This window comes from Confluentibacter lentus (genome assembly GCF_002806995.1).
Classification (GTDB): Bacteria; Bacteroidota; Bacteroidia; order Flavobacteriales; family Flavobacteriaceae; genus Confluentibacter; species Confluentibacter lentus.
On record NZ_NIHE01000010.1, the window covers coordinates 41,202 to 58,803 of the forward strand.

At 31.6% G+C, this 17,602-nt stretch carries 16 protein-coding genes; 4 read left to right on the forward strand and 12 right to left on the reverse strand.

Annotated features, from left to right (window positions below):
* Positions 1-732: 732 nt before the first annotated feature.
* From CDH50_RS14070 to CDH50_RS15220, 4 genes are read left to right on the forward strand one after another with little or no spacing between them, the layout of a single operon-like run.
* Positions 733-1,491: a hypothetical protein gene (locus CDH50_RS14070; protein ID WP_100612931.1), complete on the forward strand. Its 759-nt coding sequence runs from the start codon at positions 733-735 to the stop codon at positions 1,489-1,491.
* A 40-nt stretch (positions 1,492-1,531) separates the two neighbouring features.
* Positions 1,532-1,933 (forward strand): DUF5675 family protein, encoded by a 402-nt coding sequence (locus CDH50_RS14075; protein WP_100612932.1) that lies wholly within the window; start codon positions 1,532-1,534, stop codon positions 1,931-1,933.
* A 3-nt stretch (positions 1,934-1,936) separates the two neighbouring features.
* Positions 1,937-2,152: a hypothetical protein gene (locus CDH50_RS14080; RefSeq protein WP_100612933.1), complete on the forward strand. Its 216-nt coding sequence runs from the start codon at positions 1,937-1,939 to the stop codon at positions 2,150-2,152.
* On the forward strand, positions 2,139-2,315 hold the full coding sequence (locus CDH50_RS15220) for a hypothetical protein (RefSeq protein WP_198513508.1): 177 nt from the start codon (positions 2,139-2,141) through the stop codon (positions 2,313-2,315). The genes CDH50_RS14080 and CDH50_RS15220 overlap by 14 nt, the downstream gene beginning before the upstream one ends.
* A gap of 104 nt (positions 2,316-2,419) precedes the next feature.
* On the opposite strand, the gene CDH50_RS14085 is transcribed toward CDH50_RS15220, so the two are convergent.
* From CDH50_RS14085 to CDH50_RS14145, 12 genes are all read right to left on the reverse strand, one after another.
* Positions 2,420-2,809: a DUF1398 domain-containing protein gene (locus CDH50_RS14085; RefSeq protein ID WP_100612934.1), complete on the reverse strand. Its 390-nt coding sequence runs from the start codon at positions 2,807-2,809 to the stop codon at positions 2,420-2,422.
* Positions 2,810-2,938: 129 nt separating this feature from the next.
* Positions 2,939-3,703 (reverse strand): helix-turn-helix domain-containing protein, encoded by a 765-nt coding sequence (locus tag CDH50_RS14090; protein WP_100612935.1) that lies wholly within the window; start codon positions 3,701-3,703, stop codon positions 2,939-2,941.
* Positions 3,704-3,840: 137 nt separating this feature from the next.
* Positions 3,841-4,263: a DUF6943 family protein gene (locus CDH50_RS14095; protein ID WP_100612936.1), complete on the reverse strand. Its 423-nt coding sequence runs from the start codon at positions 4,261-4,263 to the stop codon at positions 3,841-3,843.
* Positions 4,264-5,519: 1,256 nt separating this feature from the next.
* Positions 5,520-6,533: a hypothetical protein gene (locus CDH50_RS15225; protein ID WP_198513509.1), complete on the reverse strand. Its 1,014-nt coding sequence runs from the start codon at positions 6,531-6,533 to the stop codon at positions 5,520-5,522.
* Positions 6,534-6,538: 5 nt separating this feature from the next.
* Positions 6,539-8,272 carry a hypothetical protein gene (locus tag CDH50_RS14110; protein WP_100612938.1) on the reverse strand — a complete coding sequence of 578 codons (1,734 nt, stop codon included), beginning with the start codon at positions 8,270-8,272 and terminating at the stop codon, positions 6,539-6,541.
* Positions 8,273-9,070, reverse strand: a complete 798-nt coding sequence (locus CDH50_RS14115) for an HNH endonuclease (protein WP_100612939.1) — start codon at positions 9,068-9,070, stop codon at positions 8,273-8,275.
* 2 nt (positions 9,071-9,072) lie between these two features.
* Positions 9,073-9,966 (reverse strand): HNH endonuclease family protein, encoded by an 894-nt coding sequence (locus CDH50_RS14120; RefSeq protein ID WP_100612940.1) that lies wholly within the window; start codon positions 9,964-9,966, stop codon positions 9,073-9,075.
* Entirely contained in the window at positions 9,963-12,200 is a 2,238-nt protein-coding gene (locus CDH50_RS14125; protein ID WP_100612941.1) for an AAA family ATPase, read from the reverse strand. Before CDH50_RS14125 ends, CDH50_RS14120 begins: the two co-directional genes overlap by 4 nt.
* On the reverse strand, positions 12,197-13,537 hold the full coding sequence (locus tag CDH50_RS14130) for a DNA double-strand break repair nuclease NurA (RefSeq protein WP_100612942.1): 1,341 nt from the start codon (positions 13,535-13,537) through the stop codon (positions 12,197-12,199). Before CDH50_RS14130 ends, CDH50_RS14125 begins: the two co-directional genes overlap by 4 nt.
* Before the next feature lie 20 nt (positions 13,538-13,557).
* Entirely contained in the window at positions 13,558-15,561 is a 2,004-nt protein-coding gene (locus tag CDH50_RS14135; RefSeq protein ID WP_100612943.1) for an ATP-binding protein, read from the reverse strand.
* The gene (locus CDH50_RS14140) at positions 15,558-16,541 is read right to left on the reverse strand and encodes a DNA-methyltransferase (protein ID WP_100612944.1); all 984 of its coding nucleotides are present in this window, start codon (positions 16,539-16,541) and stop codon (positions 15,558-15,560) included. Before CDH50_RS14140 ends, CDH50_RS14135 begins: the two co-directional genes overlap by 4 nt.
* Before the next feature lie 12 nt (positions 16,542-16,553).
* Positions 16,554-17,591: a nucleotidyl transferase AbiEii/AbiGii toxin family protein gene (locus tag CDH50_RS14145; RefSeq protein WP_100612945.1), complete on the reverse strand. Its 1,038-nt coding sequence runs from the start codon at positions 17,589-17,591 to the stop codon at positions 16,554-16,556.
* Between the last annotated feature and the right edge of the window lie 11 nt (positions 17,592-17,602).

Sequence of the window (17,602 nt, forward strand, 5' to 3'; positions counted from 1 at the left end):
GGGATTTGTCATCCATTTCTAACCGATTGATATTGTTGATTTTAATATCTTGAAATCTCCTAGGGTCTCGCTTTTGCATCTATAAATGACATGCAAATTTTTCGAAATCTTATAGTACAAATCTATGAAAATTAGATGATTAAACAAAGTCAATTATCAAAATTATTGTTCATTTATTGAACTGGTTATTGAAGTAAAAAGTATGTAGAATGAAGTTTATTAATTGATACATTTTTTATAAACCTCATCCAATAATTAATGGTTCGACTTGTTCAATCTTTAAGCTTGTGTAGTTACAGAACTCTTCAACCGATACAAACTCATTTTCAAGCTTATTAAGTTCAGTTCTAATCTTTTGCAACATTCTTGCACTCTGTCTATAACTCTTTCCTGTAATACGTTGTATGTCCTTTGGGTAGATACATAGCCTCTTTTGTTCATTTTTCATACTATATCTATGCCTTTGACTAGGCTTTGAGTTACCTAAAACCTATCTGAATTAAATATTTGAAGCCATAAAATTAATCATTCTTTGAACTGGTTCAGAAACGATTAATAAACTTGTTGTGATGTCTTTTGTGTCGATATTGGACATATGTGTCATAAAATGACAATCGTTTTCTTTTGTAAATAATCTTGTTTCAAATTTGTTTTAAATCATTCAAGAATAGTTGCAACAGATTGGAAGAATGAAGGAGAATTTAAATGAATGTTTAATTAAATTTTGAAGTTATGGCTAGACAGAAAGGCATAATTAAATTAAAAGGTACTATTGGAGATATTACTTTTTACAAAACGCAAGATGGCCATTTGGCTCGTGAGAAAGGTGGTATTGATGCTAGCAGAATTGCTAGTGATCCTGCGTTTCAAAGAACTCGGGAGAATGGTGCTGAGTTTGGAAGAGCTGGAAAAGCTGGTAAGCTTTTAAGAACAGCTTTTAGATCCTTACTATTGAATTCTGCGGATAGTAGAATGGTAAGCCGCTTAACGCAACGCATGGTTAAGGTTATTCAAGCGGATTTAGTGAGCGAAAGAGGCTTGAGAAACGTTATTGATGGAGAAGCTGAATTGTTATTTGGATTTGAATTCAATATTCGTGGTAAGCTTGGAACTTCTTTGTTTGCTCCGTTTGTAGCGACTATTGACCGTGTTGCTGGTGAAATTAAAGTGGATTTAGCATCATTTATCCCTGCGAATATGATTGCTGCTCCAAGTGGAACTACTCACTTTAAAATCATTTCTGGAGGAGCGGAAGTGGATTTTGAAACAGAAACTTTTGTGGTTTCTAGTTCTGAAACTGCGATTTTACCTTGGGATAATACAGCAACTGCAGTTATAAGCCAAACGAATGCAATTACTGCTAACTCAACGAAACCATTGTTTTTAGCATTAGGTCTTGAGTTTTATCAAGAGATTAATGGACAAATGTATCCATTGAAAAATGGTGCGTTTAATCCGTTGTCTATTACTAAAGTTGATGGTGGTGTTTAGTGGACTTCGACAAGCTCAGTCTGACAAAAAAGGTTAAAAAATGATTTTAGTTTTAACCAGAACTTATTTCCCTGATGGGACGAATGGGAAACTCGAATGTGAGGGTAAATTGATTTGTAATACTATTGAATTGCCTTGGAAGAATAATGAAAAGCGAGTTTCCTGCATTCCGGAAGGGAAATATTTTATTAGAAAACGGTACAGTCAGAAATTCAAATGGCATTTGGAAATTATTGATGTACAAAATAGAAGCTATATTTTGTTTCACCCTGCCAATAATGCTTTGAAAGAATTGAATGGATGCATCGCTCCAGTAACAAAACTTTCTGGTCCAGGGTTAGGATTGATGTCTAGAAAGGCTTTTGAAAAACTGAAGATTCATGTTTATCGAGCAATTGATCAGAAAGGAAGTGTTGAATTATTAATTACATCTAATTTATAGATTATGAAAAAAGTTTTAAATAGAGCTTCGGCTCCTACTCCAAAGTTTTTTAAAGTGCTTCGAACTGTTGGTTTAGCTTTAGCAGCTGTAGGTGGCACCATTTTAGCTGCTCCAGTGGCTTTGCCTGTTATAGTTACGACTATTGGTGGCTATGTTGCTGTTGCAGGAGGTGTATTGACTACGGTAAGTCAATTGACTACAACTAATGACAGCGAATAACCATACTTTGACGGGCACCCTTGGAGGCACTTTTTTAAGTATTGTACCAAATATTCATTCTGAAGATATTGCAAAAACAGTTATTTTAGCCACTGTTGGAGCTATCGTAAGTTTTACTATTTCGTTACTGCTTAAAAGCCTACAAAAGAAGCGCAAAAAATAAGTTTAACCCTAGTTGTGGTGACCTTTGGGTTAAACAAAATGAAAGCCAAGTCGAAAGATTTGGCTTCTTGATTTAATGAAAGATATTGTTACTTTCTTCTAATTTTATTGAGGGATTTTTTCAACTAAAATTTCGTTGCCCAATTTGTCAAAGTAGATACAAGACATTTTTTCCATATTTACTTCCCATTTTTCAATACCAAATGTTGCACAACTATTAATGAATGTTAGATAATCTGTTTTTCCTCGTTGATGTTCTTTTAATTCTATTTTAAACTGCTGAATATTTGCTTTATCGGCGACGTTTAGGGCATCATATTTTGGTGGAACTGTTGCGGTATAGTTATTTGTTCCATGGTAATCAATATGCCCATCATTTACATAACATTCATAATGTGTTACACCTAATTGTTTGATTTCTTTAATGTATGCAGGAAAGTCTGCACCTGATTTTACCTTGCTGTGAGCTGCTTTGATTTGTTCTACTGTAAACATATTTTCTTGATTTTAAGTGGTTGAACGAGTTGAAATACATGAAATTTTATTATCCATTTTTATTTCATTAATTATTACAATGCAAAGTTGTAGTAGATTAGCGAGATGCCATTGTAAAAAATCGTTTTTCTATAAAAATCGTTTAAAATTTTCAGGAGTATCTCCTGTGAACTGTTTGAAGTCTTTTATGAAGTGGGCTTGGTCAAAGAAATTGTTGTCGTAGCAGATTTCGATTAAAGATTTGTTTTTATTTAAATGATCAAGAACTGAATTGAATCGAATAATCGAGGTAAATTTTTTAGGACTTATTCCAACAGTTTTTCTAAATCGTTTTTCGAATGGACTTTGACTAATGCATAATTTTTCATTCAATTCTTTTATTCGGATTGTTCCTTGACTTTGGTAAATTAATTTTACAGCTTCAATTATTAACTTATCTGATTGAATATCTATTAATTGCGAAATTAAAAACAGCTCTGTAATTTTAATTCTTTGTTTATCGGTCGAAGCTAATGTTAGTTTTTCTTCAATTTCATTTACTTTACTTTTATTGAAAATATCATCAAGTGAAATACTTAAATTGAATAATTCATTGACAGGATTTGTAGAAAAATGAGCAAATCCAATTTCGGTAAAATAAATCAGGATTGTTCCAATATTTGTTGAATTTTTAAAAGTTTTATAACTATCAGAAATGCCGGTTATTCCGGATGAGGAAAGTTTAATTTCTAGATTGTCTTTTACATTAAATAATTGTCCTTTGTACTGAAATCCAATGACAAGGTTAGTGGAAGGAAAAACTTTATACTCTTTTTCAAAATCATTTTCAGACACTACATAATACTTAATGTAAGGTCTTAATTTTTCAGAAGGTATATGTTTTTCAAATTTCATTTAGTTTTCCAAAATAAATTCCAAATTTAATTAAAAATTGATTAAAAATATAGATTCAGAAATCACCCTTTATATCATGATTTATAGAAGTTTTTGAGATATATTAATACGAGTCTGGTCGTTAGTTTAAGCTTTTATTATCTGTTGCAATATCTATATAAAATCACTCTTCTCATATCATTTATAAGATTTAGGTTTTGATTGAAACGTTTTTCAGATTGTTCTAAAAGCTTTAAAGTATGCACGTTTTTAAGATGCTCTTCGTGTTCTTCCATTAATGCTTTAGATTTAGAAAAAAATTCTTTTTTGAAATCAGGCAATCTTAAAAATGGAATAACAGAACCTACCAAATGTTGATGCCAAAACTTTGTTTTCCAAAGACTGTAAGCGATGAAATAGGTGTTTTCAATATCTTCTTCATTCTTGAAAATGACTACAAAGCTGTTTGTGAATGGTTCTTTTTGAGGTTTGCCACTATTTAATCCTTTGTTTAGAATAAATAGATGAGGTTGTGTGTAAAACGTTCCTTTCTGATGTGTTTTAATGATAAAGTTGAGCATGGCTTCCGATTTTAAAAATTAGCTTCTCTTTTGTTCTTATTTTCATCTGAAATACAGGATTGCCTCGCTACGCTTTGCCCATTAAATTTTTATTCGCCAAATTTTATTTTTAATTGGAAGCGAAGAATGATTATTTCAAAAGAAAAAAAGAAAAAAAAGAAAGCCGTCTGTTCAAGTGGAAGGTTTCAGAAAAACAGGTTTTTTTAAAAAAATACTACCCGATATTTGATTAGATTAATTAGCATCAAATCGAAAAGGAATATCTTTTATGGAACGGTATGGGTGGAGATTTTTTTAAAAACCCGTAGGGCTTGAACTTGTTTTTCTGAATACCTGGAACTTATCTTTGCTTCCTTTTTTTTATTTATTTTTTTTGAACTTGGATTTTTACTTTAACAATCAGATAAATGTGTTTGCTGCAAGCAAACTGCAAGGACTTACGTAGTGCGATGGTGCAGTAGCGCAAGCATGGGTATAGTTTTTTATTTGCTTATTAGAGTTTTGTGATTGTTTTTGTGATAGCTGATGCCACGAGAAGTGTTCAGTATTTAGTTTTTAGTATTCAGAAAAATGTAGTTTAGTTATGCAATGGCATCAGCTATCGCGGAAACAATGGATTGTGATGTTCTGGCAAATGAAAAACTATACTTATGCTGGCTTTTTTGGTTTTGTGGGTTTTAAAAATGGCTTTATCCGATGATTGATAGACTGAATTTTTAAGCCATTTTTAAAACTTACAAAAGCAATGCAAATACTACCGATTTAAACATACAGATGATAAAAATAGTTGTGAATTTCATGCGATGTATTATCAATCAATTGTAGATAAATGTGATACGGAATTGTGAAAGTGGTTTGTGAAGGATGCCTTTTTTAAAAACCGGCTGGTGCGAGGAAGTTTTTAAAAAAGGTGTCCTGGAACAAACCACACGAGCGTTGGGTGAGGGAGATATTTTACATAATGTTATTATAGTGCATGCGGATTGTTCATTTGGAGCAGAATGTTTGTTTATGCACTATAATGCCACATTATGTAACATAGCATGGGGAAAAAAATTACTGGCATGAGTTGCGTAGCGTACGCGTTTTTGTTTTGAGCGTTGGACAAGCTCTTTGATTGATGGCTTATCGTATTTTAATATTTTAAACAAAACTTTCTAGCCATCAGGCAATGTGCTTGATGTGCGGTGGGACAAAAACCATGACAGTAATTTTTTTTGAGCGGTGGGAAGGGGTGGCATTTTCACTAGTTGCTGCTACATTGTATGGTATTGTCTGAATTGATTATTATCTTCTTCAAGTGTAAAATAACGACCGAATAAAGTGTTCTGTATACGTTGATGAAATGTACTTTGATCAACGGGTAATTCTATACCATTCCACGTACCGCTTATATTGAATAATGCTGGATTAATCTCAAATATTTTCTCACTTCTTTTATTGTGCAAATAACCTAGAAGATAATGTGGTAGTAAACCTCCTTTTAAGGTAACTTCCTTTTGATAAGGAAAAAAGCTCTTTTCATAAACAGGCAAACCAATAACTTCCATATTAATATTCCTTCTTAGAACTCTAGAATCGGGGACACTTAATATTCCTTCGTATTTGTAAGGCACCCAACCAAAAATAATCAAAGGGTTTTTACTATCTTTTTCCTCTTTACTTGATGCAAATTTAGAAGCTTGCGAAAAATCAATACTTGTACTTAACATAAAAGAAGAAGCATAGTATTCACTTTTACTGATATGATGCAGTAACCCTAAGTAATAATCCCGGACAATAATCTGCTGTTTTGGAGTAAGATTGGATATAATGTCAATAAAACGATATTCATTATCTTGATTACTAAAAAAGTTAATAACACCTGATTCTCTTTTTTTAAAATCGCCAACAAATCTGCGAATTGGACCAAAAGGAAACTCCCTCTTAAGCAAGTTGGATAGCATTTTGAAAATGAGATTGAACACATTATTATTTGCACCATCAATATTTATTTCATTTATACCAGGCAGCTTCATAAGAAACATATTAGCCTTTGCCCCTAATATGAATAACGTATCTCGAAATTGTTCGTCAGAACTTTTCTTGCTTAATCCATAAATTGGGTACAGCTTTTCTTTTTTATCTCCTCGATATATGAACTTATCATTATTGCGATAAATCTTATTGATACAATTGAAAAAGTGAATCTTTTGTTCTTCGGATAAATTTCTTCCATTAGTCTTTAACGTATAGGCATAGTAATTAGGAATCATATCTACATTTTTCATGATAATTATTTTACGTTATAGGCATTTGAAAGAAACATATTCAAATCCACAAACATCTCATCAATACTGTCATAAACTTGCCAAATAGCGTCCGCATAATTATTCGAAATAGCATTAGGCTGTATTCCCAAATCCGTTAACGCTTTATGAAGTCTTGTTTTTGAATCATTAGTTTTATGGGCATCTAACTGTCTAATACTATTCACAGCTGATAACTCTATTAATTCATTAAATTTTTTAATTTCTAAAACTCTCCCTACAAGGGTTTCTTTATTATCTACTGGATGTAAACCACTTTCGTCGGAAATTTTTAGATAAGCTATAATCAATTCAAGTAATTTTATACTTCTGAATTCTTTAGTTATTGAAACGGGAAATTCTAACATATTTACAATCTTGCGTAAAGGTTTTTCTTGAAGATTTTCCCCTACCAAAATGTATAGCTTTTTACATCTGGATATAAATTGTTCTTTGGAAAAAGATTTTAAATCTACGTGTTGAGCAATAGCATTGAATTCGGGGAATTCTAACCATCCTGTATATTCAATGTATTCTTCATCTAAACCAATTAAGTCTTTTGCCGAATAATTAAGTTCGAATAAGTGATTAAATAAACCTGTAAATATTCGCCCAAACAAAAAGAACTTCCTAGTCAAACGTTCGGCTTTTTCAGCAATATTTTCTCCTTCAATAATCTCGGATGGGTGAATCGAGAATTTGTTCCAGTAATCAATAACTGTATATCTATTACCCTCGTATAGCTTTTTGATGTCAATTTTAATAGCATTTTTTCCAACACGATCACAATGGTTAACTGCCCACTGATTTCTATAGCTGACACTCCCTGATAAAGGATGAACTTCATAATCTTCGTCTGCTTCATATACTGCCAATACTTTATCAGAAACATATACATACTCAAACGGCATTTCGTGTCTTGCTCGCCACTCTGTTACCAACCCATCAATTCCTTTCCAATGATGCCCTGTAACTGTTTCTTCTTCCTGATTATTCTTAATGTTTGCCAGTAAAACCTTGAAGCCATTTATTTCTAAGTGAGCTATATCCTCTTTGTGGTCAAATCTGCTAAGCCTTATTTCGAACTGTTTAAATTCTTCTATAAAGTATTTTTTATTTTTAAGCAGTGTGGAGATTTCTTCGTCTATTGCGATATCTCTTTTTATAGTAAATACCTGTACCGCAACTTTCTTTCTGAAAGCTAAATAAATCTCCAAATAATCCTTCTTGACCTTTACATTAGCTTTGGAATGTGTTGGAAAATCATATTCAGAAAGAGGTTTGATTTTTACGACATCGTATTCAGGTTCTTTTAAATCATCCCATAGAATTTCGTCTTCTAACAAACGTGGTGATAATTTAAAGGTACTTAAAAAGCCCTGATCAATCATGAAGGTGGTGTGATTACCTGAACACCAAGAAACAACCAAAGGTTCTGCTTTATTTAACCCTGAAGATTTTGAAAGATATAATGAGAATGAAGGTTTATATTCATAATCTTCTCTATAGTATGCTCCTGATAGTTTTACATAAGGATTAACATGTGATGATTTTATTTTACTAATTAGACTTGGTGAAAGTAAAGCGGTATTGATATCAATAGTTTCCTTCAATCCATTCTTATCAATAGTTTTTAGTTCAGCAACGGTAATATGGTCTCCATCTGTTTGAATGTTCAACAGATTACCAATTAATTTTGATATTATTTGGTTCTTATTCATTTAAAACTTATCAAAAATTGTATTACGATGATACTCCAAAGCAATTTGACTAATTTCATATTGTACAGGATTTGAAATTACTTTTCCAGAAATTTCATTCAACCAATTTTGAGTTTGTATACTCAATTCATCTAATTTTGAAGCAATTGTTACCTCAAACTTTTCATTAAGTGTAAAATATCCCTTGTCAAATAAACTATCGTATAAAGTAGAAAGGCAAAGACCATTATGAGGTGATAATCTTGTGTCAATTTTAGTTGACCAAGGAATAATATGGCTTGCTACCAATAAATCATTTTCTTTAATTCCAGTTAAGCAACATTTATGGTCAAAATTCTTTAAAACTTTTTTTCGAAATGAGGATTGCTTGATTCTTATTTGTATTTCTCTTTTCGCGTTTTCTATTGCATAGTCATTAGTGCCTTCTGTACTTAAAATTAAAGGTCCAATAACTAGAGAAATAGGCACACTATATCTGTGAGCAATATTTAGTTTTACCCCTGTATTACTTAATGAAATATGATGATTGATAATATTCCCAATCCACCGACGTCTTCCTTCACTTTTAGCAAAATTGTCTTCAAGTAATAGGTGCTTTAATTCCTCAAAAGGAATTATATAAAAATCAGTTTCAATATCTTCATCTCCATAAATAATAATATTGAAATTATCGCTTAACTCTCTATAATGGTTAATTCTTCCCTCTGATAAATCAAGCCAATAATTCGTTTTTGCATCTGCTTTTCTTACATAGTTATTTATGGCAAGTTGATTTCTATTTTCTTTTACCCAGTTCATAATTAAATAACAATACCAAAATTTACTCTTAAAAACTCACCCACTACTTGTCTTGCCATACCAACATACTCTTCCTCTGGATTTAAGAACTTTTTTAATCTCTCCAACTCTCTTTTTAAGATTCGTTCAAAGTAAAATTTCTTTGTTGTGTCTGGAGATCCAATAATATCATTATAATTTTCGGTGGCTTCTTTCACTCTTTGTATTTGTGCCTGCATTTCAATAAGTTTCTTTTCCCTAGATTGGACAAGATACATTCTCTGTAAAACATAGACATCTATTGATTTTTTAGCCATGATACTTTCGTTTCCACCCTCATCTTTTTTGGGACGAATGACACCTTCCTCACCATATTCCAAATGATCTTCGGGATTATCAATACATGGATTTAGTAAAAGTCTATATGGTTCTTCATCTGTAATTCCATTAACATTATCATGCGTACGTACATATTTTGTCACATCTGACAGAGGAAATTGGTTCATTTTTCCCATTGTCTTTTTAGTTCCTATCCCGTACATGGAATGAGAAAGCTTTTGATTACAGTTTCTACAAGACAATAACAAATTGTCCCAATCTGCAGCAAGCCAATAATAACCGGGTTTCTTATGTGGAGTTGCTTCTTCAATTTCTCCTTTAGGACGAAAATGCTCAACATCTCCAGAATAAACATGTAAAAATGTACTTTCACAGTATGCACATTTCCCTTTGAACAACTTTATTAAAGCTCCTTTTACCTCAGAATCTGAATATATTTTAAACTCGAAATTAGTCGTTCCGTCAAAAGCGGGAGAAGTGTAATGTTCAATTGCTCTTTCCGTCTCCGTTTTACCTGCTTTATTTTGTTTGTTTAATGCAGATGGCTTTGACACTTGAGATCTATCAACTTTTATCATAATGATCTATTTTTAGTGTCCAAACTTTTCCATATACTTTCAACTCGTTTCAATGCCTCGGCTTCTAAATCCTTTTTGATTTTTGGCCCATCTTTTCTTGTCTTGCGAGCGAGCAATTCATCAATAACATAATAAGTAAGTTCTTCTCGTTCTGTATCTCCCAAATGTTTAATCCGAGGAATAATTTGGCTTAAATCTAAAAGACGATTTTTTTGTTCTTCACTTCTGTCTTTTTCTTCCAAAGCAAGAATTGCATAATATTCATCAAAAAGCCTTTCTGTTTCAGGATCTATTGTACTTTTTAATCCAAAAAAATCAGAAGTTAATATTTGGTCTACTCGTAGCTCACTTGGGTCGGGTAACTCCGTCAACGCTATTACTTCATTTTCCTGATTTTTGGTAAGTACAACAGTTTCTCCAGATCTTAATCCTCTCAAGCAAAGAGGTTCATGCGTTGTTACTACGAAACGGATTTTGGGAAAAGCTATTCTTAATCGTGTAACCACTTCCATTCTCCAACGTGGATGTAAATGAGTACCTATTTCATCAATAAGTACCATTCCTTCCGCTAAATCAAATGTTACATTTTCCCCGGCTAAAGTTGCCATAATATCAATCGCCAAATAAAAAATCGATCTATAGCCATCACTTAGTTCATCTATGAAAAAAATATCTCCATTCCTTTTTACAACTGGTTGATTTTTTTCAATATTTATGGTATCATCATCTTCAAGCAGCATTAAATCTTTTAAAGTTATCGCTACTCTGTCAAACGCATCTTTATCTTTTTTAAATAATTTAACAAGCCAGTTGTCAGCGTCTATCAAGGAAAATGTATAATCAAATAAATTTTTGGCTTTAGCTCCATAAAAATCTCCTTTTTCAGGCTGAATTTTTCCTTTTTTAGGCTTTAAACGTATGGAATTATAGGCTACAATATTAACAATAGGTTGATGTAATGTAGTTTTAATTTCTGTCCTATTAAAAGTTACCTCTATAGGTTGAACTGCCCCTACAAGATGTATTCGAATAAATCCATTTCTTGCCCTATGCTTCAAAAGGTCTTTTCCTTTTAGCTCTAAACTTTTTATATATTCATCTCCTGTCAAGCCAATTACAAAAGCTTTCAATAGAGAACTTTTTCCAACACCATTTTCACCAAGAAATAATAACCATGGTTCATTTTCAATAAGAGAATCAGAATTATGATTAAATTCTAATTCTAAAGAAGAGAAACACTTAAAGTTTTTCAACTCTATTTTTTCAACATATATATGCTTTATTTTATCAATGTTTAGGGTTTGATTAATCTCTTCTTTATCTTCAAAACTTAATTCAACCTTGTTTGCAAACTTTTCTATATCTTCTTGTGAAAAATTCAAAGGTTTACCTTTTAGAATTTCAGAATATTGAAATATTTTAAAATCCCGATTATTCAAATAATCATTTATACCTACATCCTTAAATAATTTAGTAAGAATCTGCTTTTGAATACCCAAATAGGGTTTACTCGATTCATCATTGAAAATGAACCCCCAAGATTTGACCATTTCATTAATAGCAGTCATATTTTCTTCAGGAGTAGAAAATAACTTAGAGAAATGTTCCCATTCTCTTTTAAGTTCTTGTATAATTTTTCTTCTTGCTTTTACTAATTCAGTCCGATTTAGCTTAATAATTTCTATCGTTGTTTTTCCCTTGGAAGTAAGAAAATCTACTTCACCTTGTTCGTTATAAATTAAATGTTCCTCTGGCTTATCAAAGCACGGATCTAATAGCAAAGCTTTTTCATGATATATAACTTCTTTGTAGGGTGTATTTAATGGGATTCTTTTTCCCTCAACTGGAAACCAGGTTGATTTATATTGATTACATAAAGTACAGCTCAGATAAATATTATTCCAATCATAAGTTAACCACCAATAATGATCTGTTGAAAATTCATTATCCAATCCTCTTGCTCCTCCTTTAGGGCGAAAGTGATCATACTCTGACCTTGAAGTTTCGAGAGGTATCACTGATTCACAATAAGCACATTTCCCTTTAAACACTTCTCGCAGTGCTTCAAGAAATTTATTTCTTAATTCTTTTTCAAAGGGTTGCGAGTATTTTTGCTGAGATCTGCTCTCTTTTGATTTTAAATAGAACTCTTCTAGTCTTTTTTTCGCTATTTCGACTTCCTTTGAATAAAAGACTTCAGGCACAGGAATGATATTTCTTTCTACGTAAATCATTTTGTATGTTTTTTAGCAAATTTTTCCAAAATACTTGAGCTAGGATGGCTAGATAGTGAAATGAGCTTATTAGCTAAAGCTACCGGTACAATTGAATTATCATACATATCACATCTTAGCTTTTCTATATTCCACAGTATTATATCCAAATTTTTAAAATCATCCTTTTGCGGGTTTAATACTATGTTTTTATTTTCAACAGGAAGCGTGACGACATATACTCTTTCATCTCTTGATTTAAAGATAATCTTCGAACTATAATATGATGTATGTGCATAGGGATCAGGATTATCTGAAGAACCTGGTAAAATATAGGAATAAATGTGCTTATTGTTAAGCAATAAAGCTTCTCCAGGCTTTAATAGCTTCTTAATTTCATCTGCATGCTCTACAAATGCTCCTGATTTTTCTAAACCTGCCAAAAACAAATTATGATGCTTAAAAAGATAATTACATAGTTTTCTAACATGTTTATGAGTATCTGCAGTTTGTCCAAAAAATGCTAATGGACCATCTTTAATAAAGAAAAATTTATTTAACCATTTGGGTTTGGTTTCTTTAATATACTTGATTGTATGTATAATATTTATCTGCTCGATTAGGTTAACCAAGTAGCCAAGAATTCCACCAGCTCCAAGCTCATCATCAATCACTTCATGCAATCTAAAATAATCAGTTATATATAATATTCCATCACATTCAGGACACTTCGTAATGTACTCATCATTGAAATTGGAACGTAAAATGTCTTGATTTGTTTCTTTACAATATGGACAAATGGTCAGGTTAAAACTATCCTCTGGTTGGTCGAATAAATTAAAGATTAGCCAATAAGTCGTCGAAAGTAAATTACTATTTTCTTCTCCTTTCTTTTTAAAGTATTCATAAATTGTACGACGAACAGAATGGGTTAAAGTGATATTGCTATTATATGAAACGTTTTTTGTCGGAAGTACTAATTTACTTCTTTCTAAGTCTTTAAGTGCAGCCATCGATTCCCTGGAAATAAATGGCATTTCAGAAATGTTATTTAAATCTTCTGTATTTAGGAAAATCTCTCCAAATTGGAAAAATGTTATTAGCGAAGAAGGGAATGTTTTCTTTACGGGAATAGTAGAGTAACCTCCGTCCATTGCTATAATATGTTCTATTGTATTCTCATCAGGATATTGAACTTTAATGATAAGAGACCTATCCAATTCTACTTCTTCAGCAGATTTGGGATATTCACAATTTTCCAAAAATGATTTAACTTCCTCATCATTTATAATAAATGAATGGGACGATTTGCTAGCTAACTCATCAGGACGCTTACCTGTTCTACTACTATATGCCATAACACTTATTTTGAAGAGGTTTAAACTGAAAATTTATCAATCTGTACTGGCACAATAAAAGGATTAGAGTAGGTTTTCATCCTCACAAAACCTTTATCGTTTTTCGCACTGAAACGAATTAATGCATCCGCAAAATCATCAAAGTCATAATATTTTCTGAGTTCCCTTATCTCATCCTCATTATTTAGATGTGCGATAAACCAATTCTGGGTATTTTTTAATATGTTTGAACTGATTGAACTTACTTCCTGTGTAGCGTAAATCATTCCTAGATTTAGTTTTGCCCCTTCTTTAGCAATTCTATTGTATATCTGACTTAAATCTTTATCGTCTTTTTTGGGAAAGAGATTGTGTGCTTCTTCAAAATAAAATTGAATGAAGTTGTTAGGAAGGCTATCTGTAAATCTAGACATTGAGTCTGAAAATATTTTTTTTGATATTCGCTCAAGAAATATTTCTTGAAGTTTAGGATCACCTTGTGATAAATCAATAATTACAATTCCCCCTTTTCTTAAATGTTTAGATATATCAACTTCAAAAGAATTATCGGTTGTATTAGTATGCATTTTTGCTACTTTTTTGAATTTATCAAATCCACTTACTGAACGACCATCCTTTTTTTGAGTGAGAAAGATCATAAGTGATTTCATTTCATCTGAAAACCAATCTTTACCTTTGTTTCTTTTATAATCTGTAAAAACTTTATCGTTTAAATTTTCCCATGCACATAAAAACCAGCTTTCTGCTTCATCTAAAGAAACTCCTTTCTCAATATCTAGTTCTTTGTATTTTTCTGACACTAATTTTTTTATTGTTGCATCAGCTTTAAATTTTACAGTAAAATTTGTTGAAGGATTAAAACCTGCTTTATTCAGACAACAGAAATATATAGCCTTATTTTTATTATATCTTGTCCATTCATCAAAATGTTCATTATCAAGAGGTGGAGGAGTAAAGTCTAAAACTTTGAGACTTGTTATATAATCTCCTTTTTCATCTTCCAAAGAAGCACAGATATAACTAAAACCAGTTACAATGTCCTTATAGAAATTTACTTTCATTATTTTAAAGTCTGTATCGCTTTTTTCTAAAATACTGTATCTAATAGTATTTGCTTTGTACTTTTCAAATATTGCAGTTCCTTCATCCTGTAAATTTTTATTTGCATACTCTCCATTCACATCAAAGATTAATTGTCCTACAGAATACTTAGGAGCATCATTACTATCAAAAGATTTTAGATTTTCTTCAACAGGGTTGGGAGATTTAGAAGGTAATGTAGATATTGCTTTACTTGATATTTGTGATGTTGCCTCTATAACTTTTTTAACTGTATTAGATTTACCTGTTCTGGTCATTCCAAAAAGAGCAGTTCTTTTTCCAAGAAGATCAGCTGGGTGAATATAAACTTCTGCTTTATCTTCTTCATTTTTACTTTGAAATCTGAGACTGGAACTATATCGTACGTGTCCAATGGAAAATTCATTATCATTACCAGGAATAATATCAGGAGAATCTCTTTGGTTAACAATATAACCTAAAACGTCTTTATTGACTTTATATACGCTGTAATGATGAGCAGAATAAAAATTTTCTAAGTCTGCACCAAATTCTACATTAGTTCCATTTCTATAGAATGTTCCCAGTACCCGACATTCCAATCCTGAAAAACTAAATTCATAACGTGTAAAATCATCCAATTTAGAGCTTTTACCAGAAGTAGGTAAATTGTCTTTGTAATATTCTATCATCGAACTTATCATTGCACTATCTGTTGGCAACTTGGCTGGTGCCAAAGCTCTTAAAAGAATTGCTTCTTCAACAGTTTCTTCATTATCATAAAATGCCAATAAAAAAGTTCCTTGTGCTATTCCTTTAACTCTTTCTTTATCATCATCACAAACAAGAATGTTAGCTTTATTATAATCAAGAGAAAAAGGATGTCCTACAAAAAGGTCCGGCTGTTTTCCTTGTTTTAAAGGATCTACAGATGCAAGTTGTTTTATTCTATCTGTTGTTTTCATACTTTCATTTTTTTCAGAGGTGATTTTAATAAAGGATCACTAAAACGAATACAAGCTTGTTCGATATAATCTTCTTTAACTTCAAATGATACCCATTTTCGATTTAATTTTTCCGCACAATACCCAGTCGTATTGCTTCCTGAGAATGGATCCAAAATCAAATCATCTTCATCTGTAAGAAATTCTATGAAGAAATTAACTAAGCCTCCAGACATTCTTGCGGGATGCGGTTTTATGTTTTTTTCTCTACATGTTTTAAGATAGTAATCATTAGAGTTTGTATTAGAAAAGCTAAGTACGCTATGTGGTAATCTTACTTCTCTGTTATCATCAACTTGTTCTAATTCAAAAAAATTATGTGCTATACTACCACCATTGTCTTTTAAAAATCCAGTCTCACTAATATTATGTTCTGAAGGTCTTTTTCCTGAATTATATTTTTGCTTTTTTAATAAGCTTTTCATACTCTTACTATATGGTCTAAGTACTTTGCTGTTATCTGCTTTAGGAAAGTCATTTTTAGCTATCCACCAGACATGTGTATAACTATCTACAGTTCTTAATCTGTTCACTGTAACCCATTGGGCTGGTGATGGTAGTTTTGAAGGATTGTAACATATAAATTCTTGTATTAATCTTAAATTTGCTTCGGGATGTTTTACAAGGCCAAATAAACATTCTAAATGTAATAATGATTGTACTGGTCTTTCAGGCTCCCAAGCATTTCCAATTTCAATGACTAGAGACCCGTCTTCAGTTAGCAAATCTGAAAATATTGGAGCCATATCAACAAACCATTTTAGATATTCTTCTCCTTTTTCATTTCCATATTGCTTTTTATTATTCAATGGAAAAGGAGGTGAAGTAATAATTAAATTTATTTTTCCTTGAAGTTCTTCTTTCATTTTACCACTTAAAAGCTCTATTGAATTTCCTTCAATAATTTTACCTTTATCGGTTTGATATTTAATGTTAATCATCCTGTTATTTTATTAGAAAGCTTTAACCCAGTAATAAAAAGCTTCTGGGTTGTTCTTTTTTAATTTGTTTAGTTTGTTGTATTGTTGGTCTTCAATTATCCAGTCTTTTATTTCTAATGGATTTTTAAACCTTTCGATTTTAATCTCTTCATCGGCTTGTATTATCTTGGTTAGATAAGCGACTTTAGCAGCTGCTGTAATTGCCTCATCAATACTAAATCTGTCTATTGTGAAGTTGGCAAAATTGCGTATACCTAATTGCAGATGGTTAAATTCTTCTGATTTTGTATCGCGTTCGGCTAATGTGTAACATGCTTGCCATGTATCTTGTAAAACGTCTTTAGCTGTATTGCCTAATTTTCGGAAACCAATTTCTTCTTGAACTACTTTATTATAACTTGCTTTTACGACTTCTATATCATTGATATTATCGAATAGAAATGCAATATCATATAACTGTTTTATGATTTCTACCGGACGGTTTTTGCTGTATAATATTCCTGTTGTTTTTGGAGCAAATGCTGTTAATTTGTCGCCCAATATAGCATCAAACGTTGGCATTGTAATTCTGGTTTCTTTTCCTGAAGTTGACAGCCAAGGATGCTTTATATCCACTTCTTGAATCTCTGGATATGGATTTGCTGTGTAGAGCAGGTCTAATAAAATAGGCTCGATATTTCCATCCACTATACTTTTGTAATAGGTTTTGAAATGACCGATTGGTACATCTGGAGTATGTTTACGGTTGTTATCATCTTCCCAGTCCAAAAAAACTTTATCGTCTTTAATTTTTTGCAAAACTGCTATTATTTCTTTTTCCGAATGTTCAGTAATTATGTCGATATCTATTGAGAATCGTTTTGGTTTTTCGGTTGCTAATAATAATGCTGTACCGCCTTTGAATGTGAAGTTTAACCCATTTATCTTTAACTGTTCCAATAGAATCAATGCCCAAATAACCTTTTCGATTAATTTGGGATCGATGCGTTTTCCTAACTTGCTTTTTAAGTTACGAATCCAATCTATTGTATGCGTTTCGTTGTTAATCATCTGTTTATACT